Source organism: Janthinobacterium sp. SUN211, assembly GCF_030587315.1.
Lineage (GTDB): Bacteria > Pseudomonadota > Gammaproteobacteria > Burkholderiales > Burkholderiaceae_D > Janthinobacterium > Janthinobacterium kumbetense.
On sequence record NZ_JAPWIC010000002.1, the window covers coordinates 1,114,726 to 1,140,748 of the forward strand.

Annotated in this window: 20 protein-coding genes and 7 tRNA genes; 25 read left to right on the forward strand and 2 right to left on the reverse strand. The window is 61.6% G+C overall.

What is annotated here, in order from left to right; all coding sequences use genetic code 11:
• Window positions 1-28: 28 nt before the first annotated feature.
• From uvrC to O3301_RS10890, 13 genes are all read left to right on the forward strand, one after another.
• On the forward strand, window positions 29-1,909 hold the full coding sequence (gene uvrC, locus O3301_RS10830; protein ID WP_077406680.1) for an excinuclease ABC subunit UvrC: 1,881 nt from the start codon (window positions 29-31) through the stop codon (window positions 1,907-1,909).
• A gap of 127 nt (window positions 1,910-2,036) precedes the next feature.
• Window positions 2,037-2,621 carry a CDP-diacylglycerol--glycerol-3-phosphate 3-phosphatidyltransferase gene (gene pgsA / locus O3301_RS10835; RefSeq protein ID WP_034749601.1) on the forward strand — a complete coding sequence of 195 codons (585 nt, stop codon included), beginning with the start codon at window positions 2,037-2,039 and terminating at the stop codon, window positions 2,619-2,621.
• Window positions 2,622-2,726: 105 nt separating this feature from the next.
• Window positions 2,727-2,802 (forward strand) — tRNA-Gly (locus tag O3301_RS10840).
• Window positions 2,803-2,894: 92 nt separating this feature from the next.
• A tRNA-Gly gene (locus tag O3301_RS10845) sits at window positions 2,895-2,970 on the forward strand.
• A gap of 71 nt (window positions 2,971-3,041) precedes the next feature.
• Window positions 3,042-3,117, forward strand: a tRNA-Gly gene (locus tag O3301_RS10850).
• 56 nt (window positions 3,118-3,173) lie between these two features.
• A tRNA-Gly gene (locus O3301_RS10855) sits at window positions 3,174-3,249 on the forward strand.
• 83 nt (window positions 3,250-3,332) lie between these two features.
• Window positions 3,333-3,408: transfer RNA gene (locus tag O3301_RS10860), tRNA-Gly, on the forward strand.
• A 42-nt stretch (window positions 3,409-3,450) separates the two neighbouring features.
• A tRNA-Cys gene (locus O3301_RS10865) sits at window positions 3,451-3,524 on the forward strand.
• Between the two features lies 1 nt (window position 3,525).
• Entirely contained in the window at window positions 3,526-3,810 is a 285-nt protein-coding gene (locus tag O3301_RS10870) for a hypothetical protein (RefSeq protein ID WP_305056345.1), read from the forward strand.
• A gap of 128 nt (window positions 3,811-3,938) precedes the next feature.
• Window positions 3,939-4,820, forward strand: a complete 882-nt coding sequence (locus O3301_RS10875) for an ATP-binding protein (protein ID WP_289916292.1) — start codon at window positions 3,939-3,941, stop codon at window positions 4,818-4,820.
• 12 nt (window positions 4,821-4,832) lie between these two features.
• A complete protein-coding gene (locus tag O3301_RS10880) occupies window positions 4,833-6,071 on the forward strand; it encodes a hypothetical protein (protein WP_305056346.1) in 1,239 nt (412 codons plus the stop codon).
• Window positions 6,064-7,863 (forward strand): hypothetical protein, encoded by a 1,800-nt coding sequence (locus O3301_RS10885; RefSeq protein WP_305056347.1) that lies wholly within the window; start codon window positions 6,064-6,066, stop codon window positions 7,861-7,863. The genes O3301_RS10880 and O3301_RS10885 overlap by 8 nt, the downstream gene beginning before the upstream one ends.
• A gap of 9 nt (window positions 7,864-7,872) precedes the next feature.
• The gene (locus O3301_RS10890) at window positions 7,873-8,517 is read left to right on the forward strand and encodes an OmpA family protein (protein ID WP_289916286.1); all 645 of its coding nucleotides are present in this window, start codon (window positions 7,873-7,875) and stop codon (window positions 8,515-8,517) included.
• 25 nt (window positions 8,518-8,542) lie between these two features.
• Here O3301_RS10890 and O3301_RS10895 read toward each other — a convergent pair whose 3' ends face one another.
• Complete coding sequence (locus O3301_RS10895) at window positions 8,543-8,962, reverse strand: hypothetical protein (RefSeq protein WP_289917907.1); 420 nt, start codon at window positions 8,960-8,962, stop codon at window positions 8,543-8,545.
• Between O3301_RS10895 and O3301_RS10900 the strand changes: the two genes are divergently transcribed.
• Genes O3301_RS10900 through O3301_RS10910 form a run of 3 tightly spaced genes read left to right on the forward strand, consistent with a single transcriptional unit; the run spans window position 8,892 to window position 11,185 of the window.
• On the forward strand, window positions 8,892-10,379 hold the full coding sequence (locus tag O3301_RS10900; RefSeq protein WP_305056348.1) for a SulP family inorganic anion transporter: 1,488 nt from the start codon (window positions 8,892-8,894) through the stop codon (window positions 10,377-10,379). The genes O3301_RS10895 and O3301_RS10900 overlap by 71 nt on opposite strands.
• Window positions 10,380-10,412: 33 nt before the next feature.
• Window positions 10,413-10,865, forward strand: a complete 453-nt coding sequence (locus tag O3301_RS10905) for a hypothetical protein (protein ID WP_305056349.1) — start codon at window positions 10,413-10,415, stop codon at window positions 10,863-10,865.
• A gap of 20 nt (window positions 10,866-10,885) precedes the next feature.
• Window positions 10,886-11,185 carry a toxin-antitoxin system YwqK family antitoxin gene (locus O3301_RS10910; RefSeq protein ID WP_305056350.1) on the forward strand — a complete coding sequence of 100 codons (300 nt, stop codon included), beginning with the start codon at window positions 10,886-10,888 and terminating at the stop codon, window positions 11,183-11,185.
• 70 nt (window positions 11,186-11,255) lie between these two features.
• On the opposite strand, the gene O3301_RS10915 is transcribed toward O3301_RS10910, so the two are convergent.
• Window positions 11,256-12,965 (reverse strand): methyl-accepting chemotaxis protein, encoded by a 1,710-nt coding sequence (locus O3301_RS10915; RefSeq protein ID WP_305056351.1) that lies wholly within the window; start codon window positions 12,963-12,965, stop codon window positions 11,256-11,258.
• Between the two features lie 382 nt (window positions 12,966-13,347).
• On the opposite strand from O3301_RS10915, the gene O3301_RS10920 reads away from it, so the two are divergent.
• From O3301_RS10920 to O3301_RS10960, 9 genes are all read left to right on the forward strand, one after another.
• The gene (locus O3301_RS10920) at window positions 13,348-15,507 is read left to right on the forward strand and encodes a TonB-dependent siderophore receptor (RefSeq protein ID WP_305056352.1); all 2,160 of its coding nucleotides are present in this window, start codon (window positions 13,348-13,350) and stop codon (window positions 15,505-15,507) included.
• Between the two features lie 295 nt (window positions 15,508-15,802).
• Window positions 15,803-18,874, forward strand: coding sequence for a formate dehydrogenase-N subunit alpha (gene fdnG, locus O3301_RS10925; protein ID WP_143451508.1), 3,072 nt, complete (start codon window positions 15,803-15,805; stop codon window positions 18,872-18,874).
• A gap of 13 nt (window positions 18,875-18,887) precedes the next feature.
• A complete protein-coding gene (gene fdxH, locus O3301_RS10930) occupies window positions 18,888-19,811 on the forward strand; it encodes a formate dehydrogenase subunit beta (RefSeq protein WP_034779207.1) in 924 nt (307 codons plus the stop codon).
• Window positions 19,798-20,469 carry a formate dehydrogenase subunit gamma gene (locus O3301_RS10935; protein ID WP_289904359.1) on the forward strand — a complete coding sequence of 224 codons (672 nt, stop codon included), beginning with the start codon at window positions 19,798-19,800 and terminating at the stop codon, window positions 20,467-20,469. The genes fdxH and O3301_RS10935 overlap by 14 nt, the downstream gene beginning before the upstream one ends.
• A gap of 150 nt (window positions 20,470-20,619) precedes the next feature.
• The gene (gene fdhE, locus O3301_RS10940; RefSeq protein ID WP_305056353.1) at window positions 20,620-21,675 is read left to right on the forward strand and encodes a formate dehydrogenase accessory protein FdhE; all 1,056 of its coding nucleotides are present in this window, start codon (window positions 20,620-20,622) and stop codon (window positions 21,673-21,675) included.
• Window positions 21,672-23,081, forward strand: a complete 1,410-nt coding sequence (gene selA, locus O3301_RS10945) for an L-seryl-tRNA(Sec) selenium transferase (protein WP_305056354.1) — start codon at window positions 21,672-21,674, stop codon at window positions 23,079-23,081. Before fdhE ends, selA begins: the two co-directional genes overlap by 4 nt.
• Window positions 23,078-25,033, forward strand: coding sequence for a selenocysteine-specific translation elongation factor (gene selB / locus O3301_RS10950; RefSeq protein ID WP_305056355.1), 1,956 nt, complete (start codon window positions 23,078-23,080; stop codon window positions 25,031-25,033). The genes selA and selB overlap by 4 nt, the downstream gene beginning before the upstream one ends.
• Window positions 25,034-25,052: 19 nt before the next feature.
• A tRNA-Sec gene (locus tag O3301_RS10955) sits at window positions 25,053-25,148 on the forward strand.
• A gap of 153 nt (window positions 25,149-25,301) precedes the next feature.
• Window positions 25,302-26,015 (forward strand): ABC transporter substrate-binding protein, encoded by a 714-nt coding sequence (locus tag O3301_RS10960; RefSeq protein ID WP_253192659.1) that lies wholly within the window; start codon window positions 25,302-25,304, stop codon window positions 26,013-26,015.
• Window positions 26,016-26,023 lie beyond the last annotated feature (8 nt).

The following is a 26,023-nucleotide window of genomic DNA, read 5'->3' on the forward strand; positions in this document are numbered from 1 at the left end:
TGCGCCATAAGTGCGCAATGAGCCAGCAATGACCGAAGCAAGCCCAGAATCTTCCTTGGCGGAAACGCCGCCCGACCCGCGCGCGCAGGTGCTGGCCACCGTCGCCAAGCTGCCGAATTTGCCCGGCGTGTACCGCTATTTCGACGCCGCCGACAAGGTGCTGTACGTCGGCAAGGCGCGCGACCTGAAAAAGCGCGTCTCCAGCTATTTCCAGAAGAACCTGGCCAGTCCCCGCATCGCCATGATGGTCGAGCGCATTGCGCGCCTGGAAACGACCGTCACGCACAGCGAAGCGGAAGCCTTGATCCTGGAAAACAACCTGATCAAGGCGCTGCAACCGCGCTACAACATCCTGTTCCGCGACGACAAATCGTACCCGTACCTGAAGATCACCAATGGCGATGCGCCGCGCATGGTGTATTACCGGGGTGCGGTGGACAAGAAAAACCAGTATTTCGGGCCGTTCCCCAGTTCCTGGGCCGTCAAGGAATCGATGCAGATCCTGCAAAAGGTGTTTTTGATCCGCACCTGCGAGGACAGCGTGTACGCCAACCGCACGCGGCCCTGCCTGCTGCACCAGATCGGCCGCTGCAGCGCGCCGTGCGTGGACCTGATCAGCAAGGAAGACTATAAGAACGACGTGGAAAATGCGGCGCGCTTCCTGCGCGGACGCCAGAGCGAGGTGATGGCCGACCTGGAAAAGAAGATGCACGCGTTTGCCGCCGAGCTGAAATTCGAGCAAGCCGTGGTGGTGCGCAACCAGATCGCCTCGCTGTCGCGCGTGCTGCACCAGCAAAGCATGGAAACGACGGGCGACGCCGATGTCGACATCCTCGCCGTGCTGGTGCAGGGTGGGCGCGCCTGCGTCAACCTGGCCATGGTGCGCGGCGGACGCCACCTGGGCGACCGCGCCTACTTCCCCAGCCAGCTCAGCGATGCGGCGGCCATTGCCGAGGAACCGATCGAGGTGGAAGTGCTGGCCGCCTTCCTGGCGCAGCACTACACGGAAAAATTCATTCCCGGCACCCTGATCCTGAATATCGAATTCGACCAGCCAGCCCTGATGGTGGCGCTGATGGAGCAGTGCGGCCACCGCATCAACCTGATCTTCCAGCCGCAGGGGCAGCGCCGCCAATGGCTTGAGATGGCGCAAAAGGGCGCCGAGATTTCGCTGGCGCGATTGTTGTCGGAGCAGGGCTCGCAGCAGTCGCGCACGCGCGCGCTGGCCGAGGCGCTGCGCCTGGAAACGGAAGACCTCGACAGCCTGCGCGTGGAGTGCTTCGACATCAGCCACACGCAGGGCGAGGCGACGCAGGCGTCGTGCGTCGTATTCCACCACCACGCCATGCAGAACGGCGAATACCGGCGCTACAACATCAACGACATCACCCCCGGCGACGATTACGCGGCCATGCGCCAGGTCCTGATGCGCCGCTACGAGAAAGTGGCGAATGGCGATGGCGTGATGCCCGACGTGGTCTTGATCGACGGCGGCAAGGGGCAGATCGAAATGGCGCGCCAGGTGTTCGCCGAGCTGGGACTCGATATCAGCTTGATTGTCGGCGTGGCCAAGGGGGAAGGGCGCAAGGTGGGCCTGGAAACCCTGCTGTTCGTCGATGGCCGCGCGGCCCAGGAACTGGGCAAGGAATCGGCGGCCCTGATGCTGATCGCGCAAATCCGCGACGAGGCGCACCGCTTCGCCATCACGGGCATGCGCGCCAAGCGGGCCAAGACGCGCCAGACGTCGCGCCTGGAAGAGATCGAGGGCATCGGCGCCAAGCGCCGCCAGAAGCTGCTGTCGCGCTTTGGCGGCTTGCGCGGCGTGGTCGACGCCAGCGTCGAGGACCTGATGTCGGTGGAGGGGATTTCCACGCAGCTGGCAGAAGAAATCTACAAGCAGCTGCACTGATGATAGAGCCGCCTGGTCCGGTGCCGCGGCAACCGGACTAGGCTAATACCCTGTGGCCATGTAGACTAGTGGCGCTTTCTTCACGCTTTCCTCATGTTCAATTTACCCGTCGGCCGATTGCTCTCTTATGCCTTTTAATATTCCCATCCTTTTGACCTGGCTGCGCGTGGCCCTGATACCGCTCGTCGTCGGCGTGTTTTACTTGCCGCCGTCGATGCTGCTGCATGGCGACCAGAACCTGGTTGCCACCCTGGTCTTCATTGTCGCGGCCGTCACCGACTGGTTCGACGGCTTCCTCGCGCGACGCTGGAACCAGACCTCGGCCTTCGGCGCCTTCCTCGACCCGGTGGCCGACAAGCTGATGGTGGCGGGCGCCTTGCTGGTGCTGGTGCAGCTGGACCGTGTCAATGCCGTGCTGGCCTTCATCATCATCGGCCGCGAAATCACGATTTCCGCGCTGCGCGAATGGATGGCGCAGATCGGCGCCTCGAAGTCGGTGGCCGTCAGCTCGATCGGCAAGATCAAGACGGCCGCGCAAATGACGGCCATTCCCTTGCTGCTGTACCACGAAGTGATCTTCGGCGCGATCGATACCCATGTGTGGGGCGAGAAGCTGCTGTGGATCGCCTGCGTGCTGACGGTGTGGTCGATGTTCTATTACTTGCGCCTGGCGTGGCCTCTCATCAAGGAAAAGGCTGGAAATCTGCACTAAGAACAGGCAGGCGGCTGCTTTGTGCGGAATATTTTGCAAAAGACCAGATATTGCCCGTTGACAGCCCCTGTAATCCCTCTATAATGCTGGCCTGTTGTTGATGACGCGGGAGTAGCTCAGTTGGTAGAGCGCAACCTTGCCAAGGTTGAGGTCGAGAGTTCGAGACTCTTCTCCCGCTCCAGTTTTCTGGATCGTGTCATAGGTAAAAACAGCGAATGCAGTAAAAAGTAGTACTGGCGATGTAGTAGAGCTTCTGATACAATGTTGTCCACTGCGGGAGTAGCTCAGTTGGTAGAGCGCAACCTTGCCAAGGTTGAGGTCGAGAGTTCGAGACTCTTCTCCCGCTCCAGTGAATACTGGATCAGCAGTAAAGCAGCACTGGTAAACGGTAGCAAAAGGCAGTAAAATAGCGGTTCGTATGCGGGAGTAGCTCAGTTGGTAGAGCGCAACCTTGCCAAGGTTGAGGTCGAGAGTTCGAGACTCTTCTCCCGCTCCAGCGAAAGCTGAAGCAGTACAGAAAGAATGGCAGTAGCAGAAAATAGAAGCTCCAATGCGGGAGTAGCTCAGTTGGTAGAGCGCAACCTTGCCAAGGTTGAGGTCGAGAGTTCGAGACTCTTCTCCCGCTCCAGAATTCTAAAGGGAAGCTAAGCTGGCTTCCTTTTTTTATCCGCCGCCATGCGCGGCGCGATTATGCGGTAATCAAGCTCCAATGCGGGAGTAGCTCAGTTGGTAGAGCGCAACCTTGCCAAGGTTGAGGTCGAGAGTTCGAGACTCTTCTCCCGCTCCAGTTTTCAAGGTGGGCCGCAAGGCGCATCCAAGTAGTTCCTCTGGCGAGGTAGCAAAGAGGTTATGCAGCGGCCTGCAAAGCCGTTTAGACGGGTTCGATTCCCGTCCTCGCCTCCAGATGAAAAAAATAGCCCACCTTCGAGTGGGCTATTTTTTTGTCTGCACGGTATTTCTGTGCACTGCGGGCGTTGCACTAGTCCGCTTCCGCTTCCGCTTCCCACACTTCGGCTTCTCTGATTTCTCTCGATCGGCATTTCCTGATGCCGCCACCGTTTCGCATTACTCTGCTGCGCATTTTCTGCCGCGCATCCTTGCCCGGGATTCTCACTGCTTCGCCCGCCTGTTTGCGCCGTGGTCATTTTCAGCGCTAGTCCAGTTTGATTTTCATGGTGTTATGCAATAAATATTTCCATAATGAAAATCTTATTGATATAATAGTTAATAAATATTTATTGTAATTTCGCCGGGCAAACGACGTGATTTGTCGCAATGCAGTGGATCATGCGGTGAATCACAACTTAAGGAAAAACTTTGTCATTCCCAACTTATAGTCCGCGTTACAAGCTTGGTAACGACGTGATCTTGTCTGAGGCTACCGCATTGCAGTTAAAAGAGTGTCTGGCGAAATTGCGTTTTCGCCGGACGATCTATGTCGACTGGAATTTTGCGTCCGTCGACCCGATGGGCTTGTGTACGGTAATTAATTTTTACGGTCCTCCTGGCACTGGTAAAACGCTCTCGGCCGAAGCGGTGGCCGGAGAGCTGGGTCTGCGTTTTTTGCCTCTCGGTATCGCGGAACTGGAGAGCAAGTTCCTGGGCGACACGGCCAAAAATATCCAGAAGGCCTTTGAAAGCGCGCGCGAAGACCCGGCAGTCCTGTTTTTCGACGAAGCCGATACGTTGCTGGGAAAGCGGCTGTCCTCTGTCACCCAGGGCGTGGATAACGAAGTTAATGCCATGCGTTCCACCTTGCTGATCGAGCTGGAGCGCTTCGATGGCATCGTCATTTTTGCCAGCAATTTCGAGCGCAACTACGACACGGCTTTCCGCAGCCGGATTGGCTATCACATTCGTTTTGATAATCCCGATTTTGCGGCACGCCGCCGCTTGTGGGATCGTTTGATGGTCGATGGCATTCCGCTTGGCGCCGATCGCGCGCAATTGCTGACGCATTGCGCCGAACTGAGCGAAGGTTTTTCCGGCCGCGATATTCGTACCTGCATGCGCCTGGCATTGCCGAAGGCGCTGCTGGCGGCGGAAGCGGCGGATGAGGCACCTGCGCTACAGCGTGTCCATCTGGATGAAGCGATTGCCGAGTTGACTCGGGCAATCAACGAAGTTGCTGTGGCGCCAGGCAACAGTAAAACGCATAACGATACGATGACAGCACGCCGCCTGTTGGGCGTGAATTAAAAAAGGGAGTGAATGATGGGGTGGTTCGATGATGTTGTTTCGACTGTTCGTAATGTTGCCACCAAGGTGGTCAAGGTGGTGCGCGATGCGATCAGGGTGATCGCGGAAAAGGGGGAGGCATTCATCGGGGCGGTAAAAGAGACATATGCAAAGGTCAAGCCGTATCTGCAGAAGCTGAGTCCTTACCTGAAATCCATTGCGGCAGCTGCGGAAGCAATACATCCCTGGCTTGGCAAGGCGATCCTGGCGATCGATAAGGCGATCAGCGCCTTGTTGGCCCTGGAAAATAGTCCCATCCTGCATCAGCTGGAAAAGGCGATGCGCTGGGTGGTCGAACTCGCGAAGCGCCTCGATGAACGGCTTTCGGCGATGGACGAAGCGCTGGCGCGCGAGCATGAGGCCGTATTCCGTGCCGCCAAGGCGCACGAATATTCCGCCGAGCATGTCAAGGCCTTCGATCTTGCCGCCATGATCAATGAACTGGCGCTGGTGAAAACGGGCATCGCCAACCTGATCGATGACGGTGATTTCATTGGTTTTGAACATTATCTGCGTTTGCGTGCGACACAAAAGCTGATCCGCACAGTGGAAGAGGTGCTGGCCCGTGCCACGACGATGGAGGAGATTTCAGCCGACGACATTTTCCTTGTGCAGATCGGCGCAATGTTGTTGTCCGATGCGCCTGAAATGAGCGATGCCGAGGCCGCGCGTCTTGATGCCATCGTGTTTTCCCGCTATGGAAAGAAGCTCACGCCGTTTGTGTTCGAAGAGATGAGCAAGATGTGGCAACTGGCGTTGACGGATGACAAGCGTCTGTGGAAGCGTACGGCGGAAACGTTGGCGGTTGCCCAAGCCAAGTTGAGTCGCTTGAAGCTGGAAGCGCTGCTGTCGCCGCTGTCGGCGCAAGACCAGGGCGAGCTTGAAAGCCTGGAAGCGGTGTTGCCGGTGGAGCTTGCAGCGAACAAGGCATTGATGAAACGCAATGTGGAACGGGAATATTATGTCTATGCGACAGAAGGTTTCTTGCAGCTGCTTGAAAAAACACCGGAGCAAATACAGGCCGATGATCAGGATTTCCTGTTGGAACTGGGCGAAGAAGTGGGCTTGCTGCTGACCGATTGCGCGCATCGCGATTTGCGCTGGGCCGACATGTCCGCCGAGCAGCAGGCGCTGATTGCCGATTTTGCCAATGTGTTCCGCGCCGATAGTATCAAGCGTGGCGAAGAGCTGGAAGTCGAATGCAATGGATAATCAATTGCTGACCTTTCTCCTGCCGACGCTGGATTACACGATCCATTCGGGATTACAACTCATTTTCGCGACCGTCTTCATGCTGGCGGTGGTGTGCGTGCCGATGGCCGTGGCGCGCAGTGCGCGTGCGGGGCGCTGGCAGCGCAACCTGACGCGGCTCGATGCCGAGGATGGCGCGCCGCTTGCCTATGGCTCGGCCGACGAGCTGAGCACCGCAGTTGCCACGCCGGCGGAACGCTGGGCGGATATGTTGCCGGGCTTGCTGCTGGTATTTGGTTTGTTGGGCACATTCATCGGCCTTGGCCTCGCTTTGGTAGAGGCTGCAGGTGCGCTGGCGCCAGGCCAGGATGCACTCAATAGCTTGACTCCGATCATGAATTCTCTGGGATCCAAGTTTAAAACGTCGACCTGGGGCATTCTTGCTTTTCTCGTCCTGAAAGTATGGTTCATGCTGAAGCCATACGAAGAGGTGCGTCACGCCTGGGCAGCAAGCGAACTGAAGCAAATTACCGGCCGTCTTGCCGAACTGCAGCGCCTGGAACGCGACAAAGAGCGTACGCAGATGATTGACGCTATCGCCCAGTCCGGCAGCACCGTGGCCGCCGAGCAGCGCACTGCGGCGCAGAGGGCGGAACAGCAGCACGCGCAGTCATTGGCTGTGCTGCAAGAGTTGCTTCTCAGCAATGAGCGCGGACTGCAAGCCGCGCAGGCAGGCAGTGCGCTGCAACTGCAAGCGCTGGAACGGATCGTCGAAAGGCTGGATGCGTCACAGCAGGGCCAGCAGGCATTGCTGAGCCCTATCGAGGTCATCGCAGGCCATGCCAAGGTGCAGAGCGAACAGGCGCTGCTGCAAAATACGCGGCTCGGTGAACTGGCGGAGCACACGCAGGCAAGCCGCGCCGCCATGGAAGGTTTCGTGCGCAGTGTCTCTGAGAATATCAGTGAAATGGCAGTGGCCGCCAAGAGCATGTCCGTGGCCGCCCAATTGGCTGGCAACGCCAGCACCGAATTGGGCAGCGTAATTGAAGAGTTCCGCAATACCATGTCGTCAGTGCTGGCCAGCCTGAGAACCGAGTTGAAGGCAACGATCGATGACATGGGGGCAACCTTTACCACGAATATGACAACAATGGCTGCGGACCTGTCAACGGCTACCACGCAGATTGAACGGGTCATCGGCGAATTGTCGAATGGCGTGACGACGACTCTCAATACCTTGCACACCATGGGCGAGGACACGCGCAAACGTCAGGAGTCGGCGCAGGCCACATTTGCCGCATCGGGCGATGCCTTGAACGGGAAAGTCCATGCCATGACTGAATTCGTTTCTGCAATGCAAGAAAGCATTGAGAAGGGCTTGAATGCGATATCGACCTCGAATACCCGCATGATGCAATATGCCAAGCGTTTTGAAGCCAGTGATGAACGGGCGGCAAATCTGGTGGACAAGGTCGGTGAACTTGTTGTCGCAGTGAAAGATAGTAGTGCCAGCTTGGACCGGAACGCAACACTTGGTGACGAACTGCGCCAGTTGCTGGCACTTGTTGAGCGACAAGTGAAGGTTCAGGATACCGCCGCTGCCTCCCAGCAGCAGCAAGCGCAGGCAATGGAACAAATGTGCGTCGAGTTTCATGCTGTTGCCGATGCCGTAGCCAAGCTGCTTGTCGCATCGCCTGCGGCGGATGCACTGGGTAGCACGACCTTCCACCTCCCCAATGCGGAAATGGATTTGGTGGCCATGATGCCGCCACTGGAGCACGGCACCTCCCATTCCGCAACGAAAGCGGCATAAGGATGCATCATGAAGGATAAAGCGAGTGAGTGGATCGTGATCGCCGATCTGATGTCGGGCGTGGTTGCCGTCGTCATGTTGATGCTGGTGGTATCTGTGGTGCAGAAGCAAGCCGCGGAGCAACGTCATCATGCTGAGATGAACGAGGGCAGCGAGGCAAAGCGACGCCAGGTGGCAGTCGTGCTCGAACAGATGAAAATTGCTTTTGCGCGCGAGGGCGCTGCCAATTTTGTTGCCATCGATGCGGCGGCCGGCAAAGTGACGCTAAGCGAGAGCGTATTCAAGAGTGGTAGCGCCTGTATCGAGCCCAAAGCCCGTGCGGTCTTCGCCCAGGTCGAAGACAGTATTGCGGCCTATCTGATGCGAGTGGAGGGCGGGCAGATTTATGTCGAGGGGCATACGGATAACAAACCGGTCAAAGCGCCTGTGACCGATATTCGTGAGTTTTGCACGGTGTACGACGACAATTTTACCTTGTCGGCTGCACGCGCCAGGGAGGCACGCCGCCTGATCATTGGGCAGAGTGGCGTTGATGCGGCAAGGCGCGTGGTCGTCGCCGGTTTTGGCGATTCGCATCCACTGCCAGGACTGGCACCGAGTGATCAGCGCAATCGCCGCGTGGAGCTGCGGTTTGGAAGCGAACCTGCCCACTAAGCATGTCGTGAAGACAAGGCTTCCGTCAAGACGCACGCTTGCTGCGCCTTGACGGGTAGCCGATCATTACATCATTACGCGCTGAATTGCGTGGCACCGGCTGCCGTACAAAAACAGCAGATAACCGGCAGAAAATGCTGGCCATGCCTGGCTGCGCCGCTATTGGACGTTCTTGTATAATGCCGGCAAGCTCAGCCGCGCCGCCTGGCGCCTTGATGAATCTCCCCCTTTCCGCCATACCGATGTAGTCACTGACGACTTTCCTGTTCCGTTCGACCTCGGCGCCGCGTTTCTGTGACGCCCGCTGGCATGGCTGCGCCTGATTATTCTCCATCCGGCCGGCATTTTCCTGTTCCGACTTTGGATACGCATCAATGATCAACACAACTTTTCGGGATGAGTGGTACTCGAACCTGCAAAAAAACGTCTTGGCGGGCTTGACCACGTCATTTGCCCTGGTGCCAGAATGCATCGCCTTTGCCCTGGTGGCGCAGCTCAATCCCCTGATGGGCCTGTATGGCGCCTTCATCATCTGTGCCATGACGGCCATCTTTGGCGGACGTCCAGGCATGATTTCGGGCGCCGCCGGTTCCATGGCCGTCGTCATCGTGGCGCTGGTGGCGCAACACGGCGTGCAGTACCTGCTGGCCACCGTGGTGCTCGGCGGGGTATTGATGGCGCTATTCGGCATCTTGCGCCTGGGCAAGCTGATTCGCATGGTGCCCCATCCCGTGATGCTGGGTTTTGTGAATGGCCTGGCCATCGTCATCGCCATGTCCCAGCTGGAACACTTCCGCCAGGCCACGCCGCAGGGCGAAGCCTGGCTGCAAGGCACGCCCTTGCTCGTGATGGGTGGCCTGGTGCTGCTCACCATGGCCATCGTCTACGTGCTGCCGCGCCTGACAAAAGCCGTGCCGCCGGCGCTGGTGGCCATCCTGGGCGTGGGCGTACTCAGCCATGTTTTGAGCTTGCCGACGCGCACCCTGGGCGACCTCGCGCATATCGCGGGCGGCTTGCCGGCCCTGTATTGGCCTGCCGTGCCGCTGGATATGGCCACCTTGCACATCATTTTCCCGTATGCGGCGCTGATGGCCATGGTGGGCTTGCTGGAAACCTTGCTCACTTTTAATCTCACGGATGAGATAACGGAAACGCGGGGGCAGCCGAACCGCGAATGCATCGCCCTCGGCGCATCGAACATCGTCTCGGGCCTGTTTGGCGGCATGGGCGGCTGCGCCATGATCGGGCAGACGATGATCAACCTGAGTTCCGGCGGCCGCTCGCGCCTGTCGGGCGTAACGGCCGGCGTGATGATCTTGCTGTTCATCCTGTTCCTGTCGCCGCTGATCGAGCGCATCCCGCTGGCGGCCCTCGTGGGCGTGATGTTCGTCGTGGCGCAGCAGACGTTTGCCTGGGGCTCCTTGCGCGTGCTGGGCAAGGTGCCGTTGCAGGATGCGCTGGTGATCGTCGCCGTGACGGTGATCACGGTATTCACGGACCTGGCGATGGCCGTGCTGTGCGGCATCGTCATCGCCGCCTTGAATTTTGCCTGGCAACATGCGCGCGACATGCGTGCCGACATCGATGACAGCACGCAAGGCATGCGCGTCTACTTGCCGCATGGCACCCTGTTTTTTGCTTCCACCACGCATTTCCAGGAACTGTTCCAGGCAGCGTCGGACCCGGCCCGCGTCATCCTCGACTGCCGGCACCTGCACATGGCCGACCACTCGGCCATCGCTGCCATCGAATCGCTGTATGAGCGCTATGACAGGGCAGGCAAGCATCTGCAGGTGACGCATCTGTCCGCCCGCAACGAGGCCTTGCTGCAGCGGGCCGGGGTGGATGTGGGCGTGGCGTAAAATATTGGATTGCTGAATGTCTGTGGAGTGTGAATGCTGTCGAACGAACAAGAACAATTATTGCAACAAAGCCAAACGGCTTTTGATGCCTACTATGACGCGCTGGGCGCCTCGCTGGTGAATTTCGTCGAGCGCCTGGGCATCCAGCCGGCGCACGAAGTGTTGACGAACGCGGCCGAATACCTGCCGTACATCGATGCGGCCATGCGCACCATCGTCATTCGCGACGAGAGCTGGCAGTGGGTGAAAACCATGCTCGGCTACTTCATCGGCGAATATTTCGTGCAAGGCCATGCGGGTTGCTGGTATGTGGAAACGCGGGCGGAGTCGCCGCATTTTTGCGGCATTATGGTGGGCGGCTTCGAGCATGGTTTGCCGGCGGATGCCGCCATCGATCCGGATGCGCTGGCGCTGGAATTTCTGGGACAATCCGTGCCGCGCGAGCTGGTTAAATTAATTGGCGATGCACAAGCCGCGCTGGCTTGATGCAAGCACAAGGATGGAAAATGGAAGCGGAGCTGCACCTGGCGGAAATCCTGTACGACACGGGCGAATTGCGTTTCCGTTACACGCGCATGCTGTCGGATGACGGCACGCGCTGGATACGCCATGGCCTGTTCTGCGAATACCATCGCAACGGTACGGTCATTTCAGAGGGACATTACGAGCATGGCCGCGAGAACGGCTTGTGGCGCGACTTTTATGAAACGGGCGCGCCAGCCGCCGAAGGGCACTATCGCGATGGCGTCGAAACGGACGACTGGCGCTATTGGGATGCTGCGGGCAAGCAGGTGGCGCGCGCCTGAGCGGCGCTTGCGCTGATTGCCGCTCATCCGGTCAGGCGTGGCAGCCACTGCCATGCCTGACCGTCACGCTTTAAAACTCTTCCCACTCGCCTTCGGCCGGTGCGCTCGCCTTGCTGCTGGCGCGCGTCACGGGCAGGCGCAGGGCAGGGGCCGTAGCCTTGCGGGCCGGCGCGGCTGCTGGTGCGGCCGGGGTGCTGCGCTGTGCGGTTTTCACGCTGAAACGGTCGGTGGCCGCCGCGTTGGCGTCCAGGCGGAAGACGCTGACCACCTGCGCCAGTTCGCTCGCCTGTTCCTGCATCGCTTCGGCCGCTGCCGAGGCTTCTTCCACCAGGGCTGCATTTTGCTGCGTTACCTGGTCCATTTCGGAAATGGCCTGGTTGACTTGCTCGATGCCCGCGCTCTGTTCTTCGCTGGCGTTGCTGATCTCGCTCATGATGGACGTGACGAAGCCGATGCTTTGCACGATTTCTTCCATCGTCTTGCCGGCCTTGTCGACCAGGTCCGTGCCCACGTCGACTTTTTGTACGGAGTCGTCGATCAAGCCCTTGATTTCCTTTGCCGCCGCTGCCGAGCGCTGCGCCAGGTTGCGCACTTCCGTGGCGACCACGGCAAAGCCGCGACCCTGTTCGCCGGCGCGTGCCGCTTCCACGGCCGCGTTCAAGGCCAGGATGTTGGTCTGGAAGGCGATGCCATCGATGACCGAGATAATATCGACGATTTTCTTCGACGAGGTATTGATCTCGCTCATGGTAGCGACCACTTCGGCCACCACGGCGCCGCCGCGGCTGGCGATGCCGGCCGCGTCGCCAGCCAGTTTATTCGCCTGGCGCGCATTGTCCGCGTTTTGCTTGACGGTCGAGGTCAGTTCTTCCATCGACGAGGCCGTTTCTTCCAGCGAACTGGCTTGCTGTTCCGTGCGCGACGACAGGTCCTGGTTGCCGGCGGCGATTTCCGCGGAGGCCGTGGCGATGGTGTCGGTGCCGCTGCGCACCTGGCCGACGATGCCGACGAGGCTATCGTTCATGGTTTTCAGGGCATGCATCAGCTGGCCCGTTTCATCGCGGCCTTGCGCCGTGATGACGCTGCTCAAGTCGCCCGCTGCCACGGTTTCCGCCACTTTCACGGCGGCGCGGATGGGGCCGGTGATCGAACGCGTGATCCACCAGGCAAAGCCGATGCCCATCAGCACGGCCAGCACGCCCATGGTGATCAGGAAAATGCGGGTGCCGCTGTAAGCTTCGATGATGCTGGCGCCGACGCCATCGGCCGCCTTGATCTGCATGCCGGCAAAGCGCTTCACTTCGGCCAGGTAAGCCACGGTGATGGGCGCGACTTCCTTGTCGAACACGATCTTGGCGCCCGCCACGTCGCCGTCGGCCTTCATCTTGAAGGCGCGTGCGCGCGTCGTCACGTAGTCGGTGCGCACCTTGCGCACCACCTTGAACTGCTCGATCACGGCCGGATTGAGCAAGGATGCGATGATGTCGTCCTGCAGCTTGCTGGAACGCTCCGCATCGACTTTCAAGTCTTCCTCGATCTTGGCGCGCACGACCGGATCGGTGATCTCGAACGAGGCGACGCCGCGCACGCTGTTCAGTTCAATGATCTTCGACCATTCGGCCACCATGCGCTGGTTCTTGATGCTGGTATTGATGAGGCGGTAAGTCAGGTCGCTGGCCGTTTGCATGCGCACGAGGGCGGTGATGGTCAAGGCGGCAAGCAACAGCAATACGACAGCAAAGCCGACGCCAAGGCGGCTACCGATGTTCAGGTTTTTCATGTAATTCCTAACAGTTTAATAGTCATGATCGCCGCCGCCAGCAGGGGCGGACAGGCGCCGCAAGGCGCAGGGGATCGGGGTCTTCGGGTGCCGCGTGATGGCTGTGCGGCGCGCCACGCTGAGCGTGGCGATGGAGGTAAAGCAAGGGGCATATCGGTCAGGCTGACCGCTGCCCAGCAAGCCGCAAGTATAGCATTGACGCAGGGAAATAGTTTCTGGCGGCAATTTTAATTATTTTTTGATATTGATTTCCTGTTGCTTTTTTACGTCAAGTACCTAGTTAATAAGTACTATCACTTACATTCATCCTTACTTTTCCCATCGCCGGCTGATAAAATACTAATGATAATCATTCGTATTAAAACTTCGACCAGGGAATTGTATGCAGCAACAGCGCAAGCCAGGATGTAAACCGATCACCATCGCCGTACTGGGCGCCTTGACCTTGGGCGCCACGCCACTGGCGGCCTGGGCACAGGAAAGCTTGCCCGCCGTCACCGTGACGGCGTCGAAGGACAAGGATGGCTACGTGGCCACCACCTCCGCCAGCGGCACCAAGACGGAAATGGCCTTGCGCGACGTGCCGCAAACGATCAACGTGGTGCCGGCCGCCGTCATCCGCGACCAGAACGCCATGTCGATCCAGGACATCATGAAGAACATCCCCGGCGTGGGCTTGTCGACGGGCGACGGCCAGCGAGACCAGGTGTTTATCCGCGGCTTCACGGCCATCGGCGACCAGTTCGTCGACGGTTTCCGCGATGACGCGCTGTATTTCCGCGACCTGTCGAACGTGGAGCGCCTGGAAGTGATCAAGGGACCGGCCGCCGTGCTGTACGGCCGCGGTTCCTCGGGCGGCCTGGTGAACCGCATCACGAAGAAGCCGGGCGTGGATATCGCGGATGTGGCCCTGAGCTTGACGAACACAGCAGGGCGCCGCGGCGAAGTCGACGTGGGCCGTGTCGGCGAGACGGTGGACTGGCGTGTCACGGGCGCGCGCGAATTGTCGGACAGCTACCGCGACCAGCAATTCATCAACCGCACGGCGCTGGCGCCGTCGGTGGCCATCCGCCTCTCCAGCGCCACCAAATTGCTGCTGCAGGGCGATTACCTGGAAGACCGCCGCCTGACGGACTTCGGCATCCCTTCCTACCAAGGCCGTCCCGTGGCCGTCGATGCGGGCACGTATTACGGCGCCGCCAACGCCCGCGATGCCGACTTCAGCCAGTCGCGCGTGGTCTCCACGGCCGCCACCCTGACGCACAAGTTCAGCGATAGCTTGTCGCTGCGCAATGCCTTCCGCTACTACGACTATCACCTGGACCGCAACAACACGAATATTTCCGGCAACGTCAACGAAGTCAAGGGCACGATGAGCCTGGGCCACGCCAAGCTCAACCGCGACGAGAGCGGCTGGTTCAACCAGACGGAACTGACGCAAAAGCTGGTCACGGGCACCATGCGCCACGAAGTGCTGTACGGCGCCGAATTCGGCAAGCAAAACAAGGATGCCAACAGTTGGGCCGCCATCGCTGTAACGACATCTGCGAAGCCCGTGTCGATTTTCAATCCTGTTCTGCCCGTCGTCGATCGCAGCAAGCTGGGCGCGCGCAGTGATACCTTCGGTACCTACGACACGGCCGCCGCTTACGTGCAGGACGCCATCAGCTTCAGCGACGAGTGGAAGGCGCTGGCCGGCTTGCGCTACGACCGTTACAAGCAGCAGTCGCGCCTGGCCAATGCGCTTGGCGTGACGACGGCGGATCTGTCGCGCACGGATTCGGCCTACAGCCCCCGCGCCGGCCTCGTCTGGCAACCGGGCGCGACGCAATCGTACTACGCGTCGTGGAGCCGTTCGTTCCAGCCGAGCGGCGAGAACTTCGCCCTGGCCGCCAACAATGCCGACCTGGCGCCGGAAACCACGCGCAACACGGAAGTGGGCGCCAAGTATGACCTGTGGGGCGGCCGCGCCAACGCCACCGTGTCGCTGTTCCGCCTGGAGCGCGACAATATCAAGACCAGCGACCCGATCACGAACCGCATCGTGCCCGTCGGCACACAGCGCACGGATGGCCTGGAACTGACCTTCAACGCGGACTTGCACGATGGCTGGAAAATGATGGCCGGCTACGCTTACCTGGACGCCACCATCACCGATTCCATCGCCAAGGACAAGAGCGTCAATGTGCCGGGCGGCACCGTCGCCAGAGAAGTGCCGGTCAAGGGCAAGCGCGCGACCTTGACATCGCGCAATACGGCCAACCTGTGGCTGACGAAAGACCTGGGCCACGGCTTCACGGTGGGCGGCGGCGCGAACGCCGTCGGCAGCCGCTTCGCCAATCCGGGCAACACGGTGGTGCTGCCAGGCTATGTGACGGCCGACGCCATGGCCGCGTACCGCACGGGCCGCTATGAAGTGCAGCTGAACGTCAACAATATCGGCGACACGCGTTACATCGTGTCGGGCCACGGTTCCAGCCCGAACCTGAGCTTGCCGGGCGCGCCGCGCAATGTGGCGCTGACCTTGCGCTACAGCCTGTAATTTGGCCGGCCAGTTCGGCCGCATCCCCAAAAACCCGCTCGCGAGCGGGTTTTTTTTCGTGGGTGGGTAGCGATGTGCAAGCGTGCCGGGCAGGCTGGCATTGTTTAGAGGGAACGTTCGGTATCGTCAAATTAATATTGACTAAAGGCAATTTTTTCCAGCGGACTAAGCCTTGTCGGAGTTTGAGGGGTAAAATACTGTCATACGGCACAGGCATGGTGCTTATATCTTAGTGATATGACACTACCACGACGCCGTATGACTTTTTATTTACTCACATCATAGAGGCCTGAATATGGTTCAGATGTCCAGGCGCCAGTTCCTTCGGGTAACTGGCGCGACCATTGCTGGTTCCAGCCTCGCCCTGCTCGGTTTCGCACCGGGCCAGGCGATGGCGGAAGTGCGGCAATACAAGCTGTCTCGCACCACCGAGACACGCAATACCTGTCCCTACTGTTCGGTAGGATGTGGCGTCCTGCTGTATGGACTGGGCGACGGCGCGAAAAACGCCGTCTCCAGCATCATCCACGTGGAAGGCGATGCCGATCACCCGGTGAACCGCGGCACCTTGTGCCCGAAAGGCGCCAGCCTGGTCGACTTCATCCACAGCCCGAACCGCCTGAAAGTGCCCGAGTACCGCGCACCGGGCGGCACGGAATGGCAACCGATCTCCTGGGATGTGGCGCTCGACAAGATCGCGCGCCTGATGAAGGATGACCGCGACGCCAACCTGATCGAAAAGAATGCCGACGGCAAGACCGTCAACCGCTGGCTCTCCACCGGCATGCTTGCCGCGTCCGCCGGCAGCAACGAGGTCGGGTATCTGACCCACAAGACAGTGCGCAGCATGGGGATGCTGACCTTTGATAATCAGGCGCGTGTATGACACGGACCGACGGTGGCAGGTCTTGCCCCGACGTTTGGCCGTGGCGCGATGACGAATCATTGGGTCGATATCAAGAATGCCGATGTGATCCTGGTCATGGGCGGCAATGCAGCAGAAGCACATCCTTGCGGATTCAAATGGGTAACGGAAGCGAAGGCGCATAACAAGGCCAAGCTGATCGTTGTCGATCCGCGTTTTACCCGTACCGCATCCGTGGCAGATTACTACTGCGCCACGCGTACCGGCACGGACATCGTCTTCCTCGGCGCGATCATCAATTATCTGCTGACGAACGACAAGATCCAGCATGAGTACGTGCGCAACTACACGGACATGCCCTTCATCGTGCGCGAAGACTATGCGTTCGAGGACGGCCTGTTTTCGGGTTTCGACAAAGAAAAAGGCAAGTACACCAACAAGGCCACCTGGGATTACGAGATCGGCGAAGATGGCTATGCCAAGGTCGACCCGACCCTGGAACACCCGCGCTGCGTCTACCAGATGATGAAGAAGCACTACGCGCGCTATACGACCGAGATGGTCGAACGTACGTGCGGCGTGTCGGCCGACAAGTTCCACAAGGTGGCAGAAGCCCTGGCTTCGACCGCCGTGCCGGGACGCGCCGGCACCATCCTGTACGCGCTGGGCTGGACGCACCACTCGACGGGCGCGCAAACCATCCGCACGGGCGCCATGGTGCAGTTGCTGCTGGGTAATATGGGTATCGCGGGCGGCGGCATGAACGCCTTGCGCGGCCACTCGAACATCCAGGGTCTGACCGATCTGGGCTTGATGTCGAACCTGCTGCCAGGCTACATGACCTTGCCGAACGAGTCCGAGCAGGATTTCGACGGCTATATCGCCGCGCGCGCCACCAAGCCGCTGCGGCCGAACCAGCTCAGCTACTGGAGCAATTACCGCAAATTCCACGTCAGCTTCATGAAGACGTGGTGGGGCGATTTTGCCACGGCGGAAAATAACTACGCCTTCGACTACCTGCCGAAACTCGACAAGCCGTATGACTTGATGCAAGCCATCGAGAACATGCACCAAGGCAAGATGACGGGCTATATCTGCCAGGGCTTCAATGTGCTGGCGTCCGCGCCGAACAAGCAGAAGGTCACGGAAGCGCTGTCGAAGCTGAAGTTCCTCGTCATCATGGACCCGCTGGCCGTGGAAACGGGCGAATTCTGGAAGGCGCACGGGCAATACCACGAAGTCGATCCCACCAAGATCATGACGGAAGTGTTCCGCTTGCCGACCAGTTGCTTCGCCGAAGAGCGCGGTTCGCTGGTGAGCTCCTCGCGCGTGCTGCAGTGGCACTGGCAGGCGGCCGAACCGCCGGGCCAGGCGCGCAGCGACCTGGAGATCATGTCGGGCCTGTTCTTGCGCATGCGCAACATGTACAAGAAAGAGGGCGGCAAGTTCCCCGATCCTATCGTCAACCTGACGTGGAATTATGCGCAGCCGCATAACCCGCAGCCGGAAGAAATCGCCCGCGAATTCAACGGCAAGGCGCTGGCCGACTTGTACGATCCGAAAGATCCGACCAAGCTGCTGGTGAAGAAGGGCGAACAGCTGGCCTCGTTCGCGCAATTGCGCGACGACGGCACGACCACCAGCGGTTGCTGGATCTTCGCCGGCAGCTGGACGCAGGCGGGCAACCAGATGGGACGGCGCGACAATAGCGACCCGACCGGCATCGGCCAGACCCTGGGCTGGGCCTGGGCGTGGCCGGCGAACCGCCGCGTGCTGTACAACCGCGCTTCGTGCGACTTGAAGGGCAAGGCTTTCGATCCGACGCGCAAGTTGATCGAGTGGAATGGCACGAACTGGAGCGGGGCCGATATTCCCGACTTCAAGGTCGACGAACCGCCGGAAAACGGCATGGGTCCGTTCATCATGCTGGGCGAGGGCGTGGCGCGCTTCTTTGCGCGCGGCGCCATGGCCGAAGGGCCGTTCCCCGAGCATTACGAGCCGTTCGAAAATCCGCTGGGCTACAACCCCATGCATCCGAAAAACCCGCAAGCGACCAGCAATCCGGCCGCGCGCGTGTTCGCCGATGACCGGAAGATGTTCGGCACGCATGAGGAATACCCGCATGTGGCCACCAGCTACCGTCTGACCGAGCATTTCCATTACTGGACCAAGCATGCGCGCCTGAATGCCATCATCCAGCCGCAGCAATTCGTCGAAATCGGCGAAGAACTGGCCAAGAGCATCGGCGTCGTTGCCGGTGGGGAAGTGCGCGTCAGTTCCAAGCGGGGTCACATCATCGCCAAGGCCGTCGTCACCAAGCGCATCAAGGCTTTGATGATCGAGGGCAAGCCGGTGCATACCGTGGGCCTGCCGCTGCACTGGGGCTTTACGGGCGTGGCCAAGCCGGGGTATCTGATCAATACCCTGACGCCGGGCGTGGGGGATGCGAATTCGCAAACGCCGGAATTCAAGTCCTTCCTCGTGAAGGTGGAAAAAGCATGATGGGAGCTCAATAATGGCACTGCAATCCTTAGATATCCGGCGCCTGTCGGCTACCACGGTAACGCCACCGCAAGCACGCAGCCCGGTGACGGGCACCGTGGCCAAGCTGATCGATGTGTCGAAATGCATCGGCTGCAAGGCTTGCCAGACGGCGTGCATGGAATGGAACGACTTGCGCGATGAAGTCGGCGAAAACCATGGCACCTATGACAATCCGACGGACCTGACGCCGCAATCGTGGACGGTGATGCGTTTTGCCGAACACGAAAACAACGACGGCAACCTCGAGTGGCTGATCCGCAAGGATGGCTGCATGCACTGCGAGGATCCGGGCTGTTTGAAAGCCTGTCCGGCGCCGGGCGCCATCGTGCAATACACGAACGGCATCGTGGATTTCCATCAGGAAAACTGCATCGGCTGCGGCTATTGCGTGGCCGGCTGTCCTTTCGACGTGCCCCGCATTTCGAAAAAGGACGACCGCGCCTACAAGTGCACGCTCTGCTCGGACCGCGTCGCCGTGGGCCAGGAACCGGCTTGCGTGAAAACGTGCCCGACGGGCGCCATCGTCTTCGGCACCAAGGAAGACATGAAGGTGCATGCGGAAGAGCGCATCGTCGACCTGAAGTCGCGCGGTTTCGAAAACGCGGGCCTGTACGACCCGTTGGGCGTGGGCGGCACGCACGTGATGTACGTGCTGCACCATGCCGACAAGCCGAAGCTGTATTCGAACTTGCCGGAACGCCCGCGCATCAGCCCGATGGTGGGTTTCTGGAAGGGCTGGTCCAAGCCGCTCGCGGTGGCCGGCATGGCCGCCACGGCCCTGGCAGGCTTCTTCCATTACACGCGTGTCGGTCCGAACGAAGTGAGCAAGGACGAAGAGCACGAGGCGCTGGAAGAGGCCAAACGCATCCGGGAGGAAGACCATGAGCCACAGTGATCTGCATGATGGCAAGCTGCGCGACAAGGACGGCAACCCGCTGATCCAGCGCTACGACCCGAACGAGCGCACGAATCACTGGGTGACCGCCATCACCTTCGTCATGCTGGCCCTGTCCGGCCTGGCCATGTTCCATCCCTCGATGGCGTGGCTGGCCAACCTGTTCGGCGGCGGGCAATGGACGCGCATCCTGCATCCGTTTGCCGGTCTGGTGATGTTCGTCTCGTTCGCGATCCTGGTGGTGCGCTTCTGGCACCACAACAAGTTCGAGGACGGCGACAAGCAGTGGCTGAAACAGATGGACGACGTGCTCAACAATCGCGAAGAAAAGCTTCCGAAGATCGGCAAATACAATGCCGGCCAGAAGATCCTGTTCTTCGTGCTGCTGGCCTGCATGGCGGGATTGTTGCTATCGGGCATCGTGATCTGGCGCGCGTATTTCGCGTTCTACTTCCCGATTCCCGTCATCCGCGCGGCCGCCTTGCTGCACGCCGTGTGCGCGTTCGGCATCATCTGCGCCATCATCGTGCACATCTATGCGGCCCTGTGGGTCAAGGGCTCGATCGGCGCCATGGTGCGCGGCACCGTCACCTACGGCTGGGCGCGCAAGCACCATCCGAAGTGGTTCGAGGCGGTGATGCGCAGTACAAAAGACTAAGTTCTTGCGATTGATGCCACCGGCATTACCCGGGGTCAGTCCCAAGACTGACCCCTTTCTTTTTATCGATTAAAATACTTTCGAAACACAGCCGCATCCGCCGGATGGGCTGGCCAGCTACGCTCGGCCTTTTTTGATGGGAAAACTCCATTGGTACAACGCATTCTTCAGCCAGGCGAAATCGAAGGCCTGGACCACAACGCGATTCCGCGCCTGCTGCTGCCGCAGCCTGACAGCCTGTTCAAGGCGCGCGCCTCGCGCCTGCGCGAATTGGCGCAAGGCAATATCAAGGGCATCCCCGTCGACGCGGGCATGCAGGGTTACCTGGTGCTGATGGCCGCGCTGGCCGACGCGCAAGCCGCCGTGGTGGGAAAACTGGCGCCCGGCGCCGTGCCTGCCGCCGACCCGGACGCGCTGCGCCGCGCGATGCAGCACCGCATGCCGGTGCTGCCCGTCAACGGCGCCCGGCCGCCCGTCTGGCGCGACATCTTCGCCAGCCTGCTCGATGAACTGGCCGCCACGGCGGCCAGCCAGCCGGCCCTGTCCGGCGGCCTGACGCAGGTGCTGGCCCAGCTGCGCGCGCTCGATGCGCCGGCGCTGGACGCCTGCGCCGACGCCGTACTCGATGAAAACGGCGACAACCTGAACCCCATGCATGCGCCGTTCGTCGCGGCCGCGCTGCAAATTTTATGGTCGGTGTCGGCCAGCGAACTGCGCGCCGCGCGCGTGCCGGACCTGGAAACGGGCACCCTGTGCCCTGTCTGCGGTTCGCACCCCGTCGCCAGCGTGATCCGCATCGGCGGCGGGTCGCAGGGCTACCGCTACCTGCACTGCGGCATTTGCGAAAGCGAATGGCATATGGTGCGCGTGAAGTGTTCGACCTGCGAACAGAATGGCAAAATCGCTTACCAGGGCTTGGACGCTGCCGATGCGGCGCCGTTCGACCCCGTGACGGCAAAGGACGACAAATTGCCGAACAAGGCGAATGATCCGAAGAAAGTGGCGCGCGCGGAAACCTGCGACGATTGCCATACCTACCGCAAGGTCTTCAACCAGGAACACGATTACAACGTCGAGCCCCTGGCCGACGACCTGGCCAGCCTGATGCTCGACCTGCTGGTGGGCGAAGCGGGCTACCAGCGCGCCAGCGGCAATCCGCTGCTGTGGCTGGGGAAGAGCGACAGCAGCGAGGGCCAGACAGCATGACGACGGGGCAAACCGTGCGCCTGCCATCGGTAGACCGTATCCTGGGCGACGCGGCTTGCCTGGCCCTGATTGCGCATTACGGTCGCGCGCAGACCCTGGCCTGCGCGCGCGCCGTGCTGGCCGAACTGCGCACGGCCATGCTGACCGGGGCAGTCTGCGAAGAGGGCGCATCGATCGCCGCCATCGCCGCGCAGATGGCCGAACGGCTGCAGGCGCAATCGCGTTCGCAGCTGCGCGCCGTCTTCAACCTGACGGGCACCGTGCTGCACACGAACCTGGGCCGCGCGCTGCTGCCCGACGCCGCCGTGCAAGCCGTGGTGGAAGCGCTGCAGTGGCCGATGAACCTGGAATTCGACCTGGAGACGGGCAAGCGGGGCGACCGCGACGACCTGGTCGAGGAATTGCTGCGCGAATTGACGGGCGCCGAAGCGGCCACCATCGTCAACAACAATGCGGCCGCCGTGCTGCTGATGCTCAATACCCTGGCGCAGAATAAAGAGGTCGTCGTCTCGCGCGGCGAGCTGGTGGAAATCGGCGGCGCCTTCCGCATCCCCGACGTGATGACGCGCGCGGGCGCCGTGCTGCGCGAAGTGGGCAGCACCAACCGCACCCACCTGGCCGATTACGCGAACGGCGTGAATGCAGATACGGCCCTCTTGATGAAGGTCCATTGCAGCAATTACGCCATTACCGGCTTTACGAAAAGCGTGGAGCTCGACGAACTGGTGCCGCTGGCGGCACAACACGGCGTGCCGACGGCCGTGGACCTGGGCAGCGGCACCCTGGTTGACCTGGCGCAATACGGTCTGCCGCATGAAACGACGGTGCGCGAAACCATCGAGGCGGGCGCCGACCTGGTCACCTTCAGCGGCGACAAACTGCTGGGCGGCCCGCAATGCGGCGTCATCGTCGGGCGCGCCGACCTGATCGCGAAGATCAAGCGCAACCCCCTGAAACGCGCGCTGCGGGTCGGCAAGCTGACCCTGGCCGCCCTGGAACCCGTGCTGCGGCTGTACCGCGCGCCGGACTTGCTGGCCGAACGGCTGACTACTTTGCGCTTGCTGACGCGTCCCGCCGCCGCCATGCGCGCGCAGGCGGAGATCCTGCTGCCGCTGCTGCAAGGGGCGCTGGGCGCCGCGTACGCAGTCACGGCCGAAGCGATGACCAGCCAGATCGGCAGCGGCGCCTTGCCCGTCGATCAGCTGCCCAGCTTTGGCCTGGCCATCCGCAGCGCCCCAGGCTCGCGCCTGAGCAATCCGCTGGGCGCGCTGGAGCAGCGGCTGCGCGCCTTGCCGTGCCCCGTGATCGGACGCATCGGGCAAGACACCCTGTGGCTCGATTTACGCTGCCTGGAAGCGGCGCACGAGACGGCCTTCGTCGCGCAGCTCGCCGAGTTGTCCGCATGATCGTCGGCACCGCGGGCCACATCGACCATGGCAAGACGACGCTCACGCGCGCGCTGACGGGCGTGCACACGGACCGCCTGAAGGAAGAGCAGGCGCGCGGCATCTCGATTGAACTCGGCTACGCCTATCTGCCGCTGCTTGACGGCACGGTGCTGGGCGTGATCGATGTGCCGGGCCACGAAAAATTCATCCGCACCATGGCTTCCGGCGTGACGGGCATCGATTTCGCCTTGCTCGTGGTGGCCGCCGACGATGGCGTCATGCCGCAGACGCATGAGCACCTGGCCATCTTGCAGCTGCTGGGCGTGACGCGCGGCGCCGTGGCGCTGACGAAGGTCGACCGCGCCGACAGCGCCCGCGTGGCGCAGGTGGAAGCGGACATCGAGGTGCTGCTGGCCGGCACGCCGCTGGCGGGCAGCCCGATTTTCCCCACCGCCGCCAATCGCGACGGCGATGCCGGCGTGGCCGCCCTGCTGGCGCACCTGACGCAGGTGGCGCGCAGCTTGCCGCAACGCGACGAGCGGCGCTTGTTCCGCCTCGGCGTGGACCGCGTGTTCACCTTGTCGGGGCAGGGCACCATCGTCACCGGCACGGCGCTGGCGGGATGCGCGCGCGTGGGCGACATGCTGCAGCTGGCGCCCGGCGGCGCGCCAGCGCGGGTGCGCAGCATCCATGCGCAGAACCGCGCCGCGGAGACGGGCATGGCGGGCCAGCGTCTGGCGCTGAACCTGGCCGGCATCGACCGCGAGCGCATCGAGCGGGGCAACTGGATCGTCGCGCCCGAGCTGGCGCAGTGTTCCGAACGCCTCGACGTGGAACTGACCCTGCTGCCCGACGCGGGCGTGCAACTGAAAGCCTGGTCGCCGCTGCACGTGCACCTGGGCGCCGCGCATCAGCTGGCGCGCGCCGTCATGCTCGATGGCGAGACCCTGTCGCCGGGGCAGACGGGCAGAGTACAGCTGGTGTTCGATGCGCCCATGCACGGCGTGCCGGGCGACCGCTTCGTCGTGCGCAATGCGCAAGCGACGCAGACGGTGGGCGGCGGCATGGTGCTCGATCCGTTCGGCCCCGCGCGCAAGCGGCGCAGCCCGGCCCGGCTGGCGTGGCTCGATGCGCTGGCCGCGTTTGTCGCGCACGGCGACTATGCGGCCCTGTTGGCGCAAAGTCCGCTGGGGCTGCGTGTATCGCTGCTGGTGCGCCTGTCCCTGCTGCCGGCGGGCGCCCTCGCGCTGCCGCCCGACACGCGGCGCATCGCCCTGCGCGCCGGCGACGCCCTGCTGCTGGCGCCGGCGGCGTTGCTGGCGCTGGAAGCGCGCGTGCTGGCAGCCCTGGACGTCTTCCATGCGCGCGCACCCGACGAGGCCGGACCGGAACTGTGGCGCCTGAAGCGCATCGTCGACGCCGAGATGGAAGACGCCTTGTGGAGCCACCTGGTCGAAGGCTTGCTGGCGCGCGGCGAGATCCTGGCGCGCGGCGCCAGCCTGCACTTGCCGACGCACAGCGTGGAACTGACGCCGCAGGAGCAGGCCATGGCCGAACCCTTGCTGGCCGCCCTGGAGCAGGGGCGTGCCGATCCGCCGTGGACGCGCGACCTGGCACGCGGCTTCGGCCTCGCCGAGGACGAGACGCGCCGGCTGTTGCGCAAACTGGCCAAGGCCGGGCAGATCAGCCAGGTCGTGCACGACCTGTTTTATCACCAGGCGGCGCTGGCCGAACTGGCGCAACTGGTGCGGCAACTGGCGCACAAGGCGGAAGAGGATGCAGGCTTGCCAGCGGGCAATGGCGCCGTGGGCGCGGCCACGTTCCGCGACGCGAGCGGCCTGGGCCGCAAGCGGGCGATCCAGGTCTTGGAATTCTTTGACCGCGTCGGTTATACTCGCCGTGTTGGCAATGGGCATCTATTGCGCCCGCAAGCGCTGTGGTCCTACACCGCGGCCTTGCCCAACAGCTAAGTACTAGCTCAGGCACCGCGGAAAGCACACTCATCCGGTGATGTGGCCGGGCTTCAAACCCGGTGGAGGGCGTCAGACGTTCTCCCGTAGGTTCGACTCCTACTGTTTTCCGCCAGTTATTCTTCCTTCCCCCTGCACGCTGATCGTCCCGGCGTTGGCCTGTTGTCACGTTGCGGTAAATAAATGGTGTTATTGATAATATGCAACGATGCCAGCGTGAGCCGATGGTAACATCGGCTTGTATCCCCTGTGGCAGATGAAAGCAAGCATGAAACAAGCAAGCATGGCGTGGCTGCTGGCAGTGGCGCTGCTGATGCCGGCGCTGGCCGCGGCGGTGGACGTGCGCATCGTCGGCGAGCATTTGCCGCCGTCGAGCATGATGGAAGGCAATGTCGTCGTCGGACGTGAAACGCTCAAGGTGCGCGACATCATGGCGCGCGCCGGTCTTTCCTACAGCATCGAGCTGCTGCCGTGGAAGCGCGCGTACGCGCAGGCGCTGCGCGAAGCCGACACCTGCATCTTTTCCACCAGCCGCACGCAAGAGCGCGAAGCGCAATTTCGCTGGATCGGGCCCCTGAATGAAGCGGAATGGATACTCTACGGCCTGGCCGAACGGCATTTGGCGCTGCGCACGCTCGATGATGCGCGCGGCCTGGTGATCGGCACGGTGCTGGGCGACGCGCGCGACGATTACCTGCGCCAGCGCGGCCTGAACGTGGCGCCCGTGACGCAGGAGTGGCTCAATCCGCAAAAGCTGCTGCTCGGACGCATCGACCTGTGGGCCGTCGGCATGGCGGTGGGCAGCAAGCCGTTTGCCGGCAAGGAGTGGGAGGGCAAGGTGGTGCCGCTGCTGACCTTCAACCGCGTGCAGACTTACCTCGCCTGCAACAGGCAGTTGCCCGAGGCGCAGGCCTTGGCCATGCAGCGGGCGGCGGCGGCCATGCGCCGCGACGGCAGCATGGCGCGCGAACATATCCGCTAAGGTCCGCT

Bases quoted from the DNA above. Each gene is read 5' to 3' on its own strand.
- O3301_RS10960 (WP_253192659.1), top strand. From the start codon at position 25,302: ATGAAACAAGCAAGCATGGCGTGGCTGCTGGCAGTGGCGCTGCTGATG.
- O3301_RS10905 (WP_305056349.1), top strand. From the start codon at position 10,413: ATGCTGTCGAACGAACAAGAACAATTATTGCAACAAAGCCAAACGGCT.
- O3301_RS10880 (WP_305056346.1), top strand. From the start codon at position 4,833: ATGATGGGGTGGTTCGATGATGTTGTTTCGACTGTTCGTAATGTTGCC.
- O3301_RS10885 (WP_305056347.1), top strand. From the start codon at position 6,064: ATGGATAATCAATTGCTGACCTTTCTCCTGCCGACGCTGGATTACACG.
- O3301_RS10890 (WP_289916286.1), top strand. From the start codon at position 7,873: ATGAAGGATAAAGCGAGTGAGTGGATCGTGATCGCCGATCTGATGTCG.
- selA (WP_305056354.1), top strand. From the start codon at position 21,672: ATGACGACGGGGCAAACCGTGCGCCTGCCATCGGTAGACCGTATCCTG.
- O3301_RS10910 (WP_305056350.1), top strand. From the start codon at position 10,886: ATGGAAGCGGAGCTGCACCTGGCGGAAATCCTGTACGACACGGGCGAA.
- fdxH (WP_034779207.1), top strand. From the start codon at position 18,888: ATGGCACTGCAATCCTTAGATATCCGGCGCCTGTCGGCTACCACGGTA.
- pgsA (WP_034749601.1), top strand. From the start codon at position 2,037: ATGCCTTTTAATATTCCCATCCTTTTGACCTGGCTGCGCGTGGCCCTG.
- O3301_RS10920 (WP_305056352.1), top strand. From the start codon at position 13,348: ATGCAGCAACAGCGCAAGCCAGGATGTAAACCGATCACCATCGCCGTA.
- O3301_RS10870 (WP_305056345.1), top strand. From the start codon at position 3,526: ATGAAAAAAATAGCCCACCTTCGAGTGGGCTATTTTTTTGTCTGCACG.
- uvrC (WP_077406680.1), top strand. From the start codon at position 29: ATGACCGAAGCAAGCCCAGAATCTTCCTTGGCGGAAACGCCGCCCGAC.
- selB (WP_305056355.1), top strand. From the start codon at position 23,078: ATGATCGTCGGCACCGCGGGCCACATCGACCATGGCAAGACGACGCTC.
- O3301_RS10900 (WP_305056348.1), top strand. From the start codon at position 8,892: ATGATCAACACAACTTTTCGGGATGAGTGGTACTCGAACCTGCAAAAA.
- O3301_RS10935 (WP_289904359.1), top strand. From the start codon at position 19,798: ATGAGCCACAGTGATCTGCATGATGGCAAGCTGCGCGACAAGGACGGC.
- O3301_RS10915 (WP_305056351.1), bottom strand. From the start codon at position 12,965: ATGAAAAACCTGAACATCGGTAGCCGCCTTGGCGTCGGCTTTGCTGTC.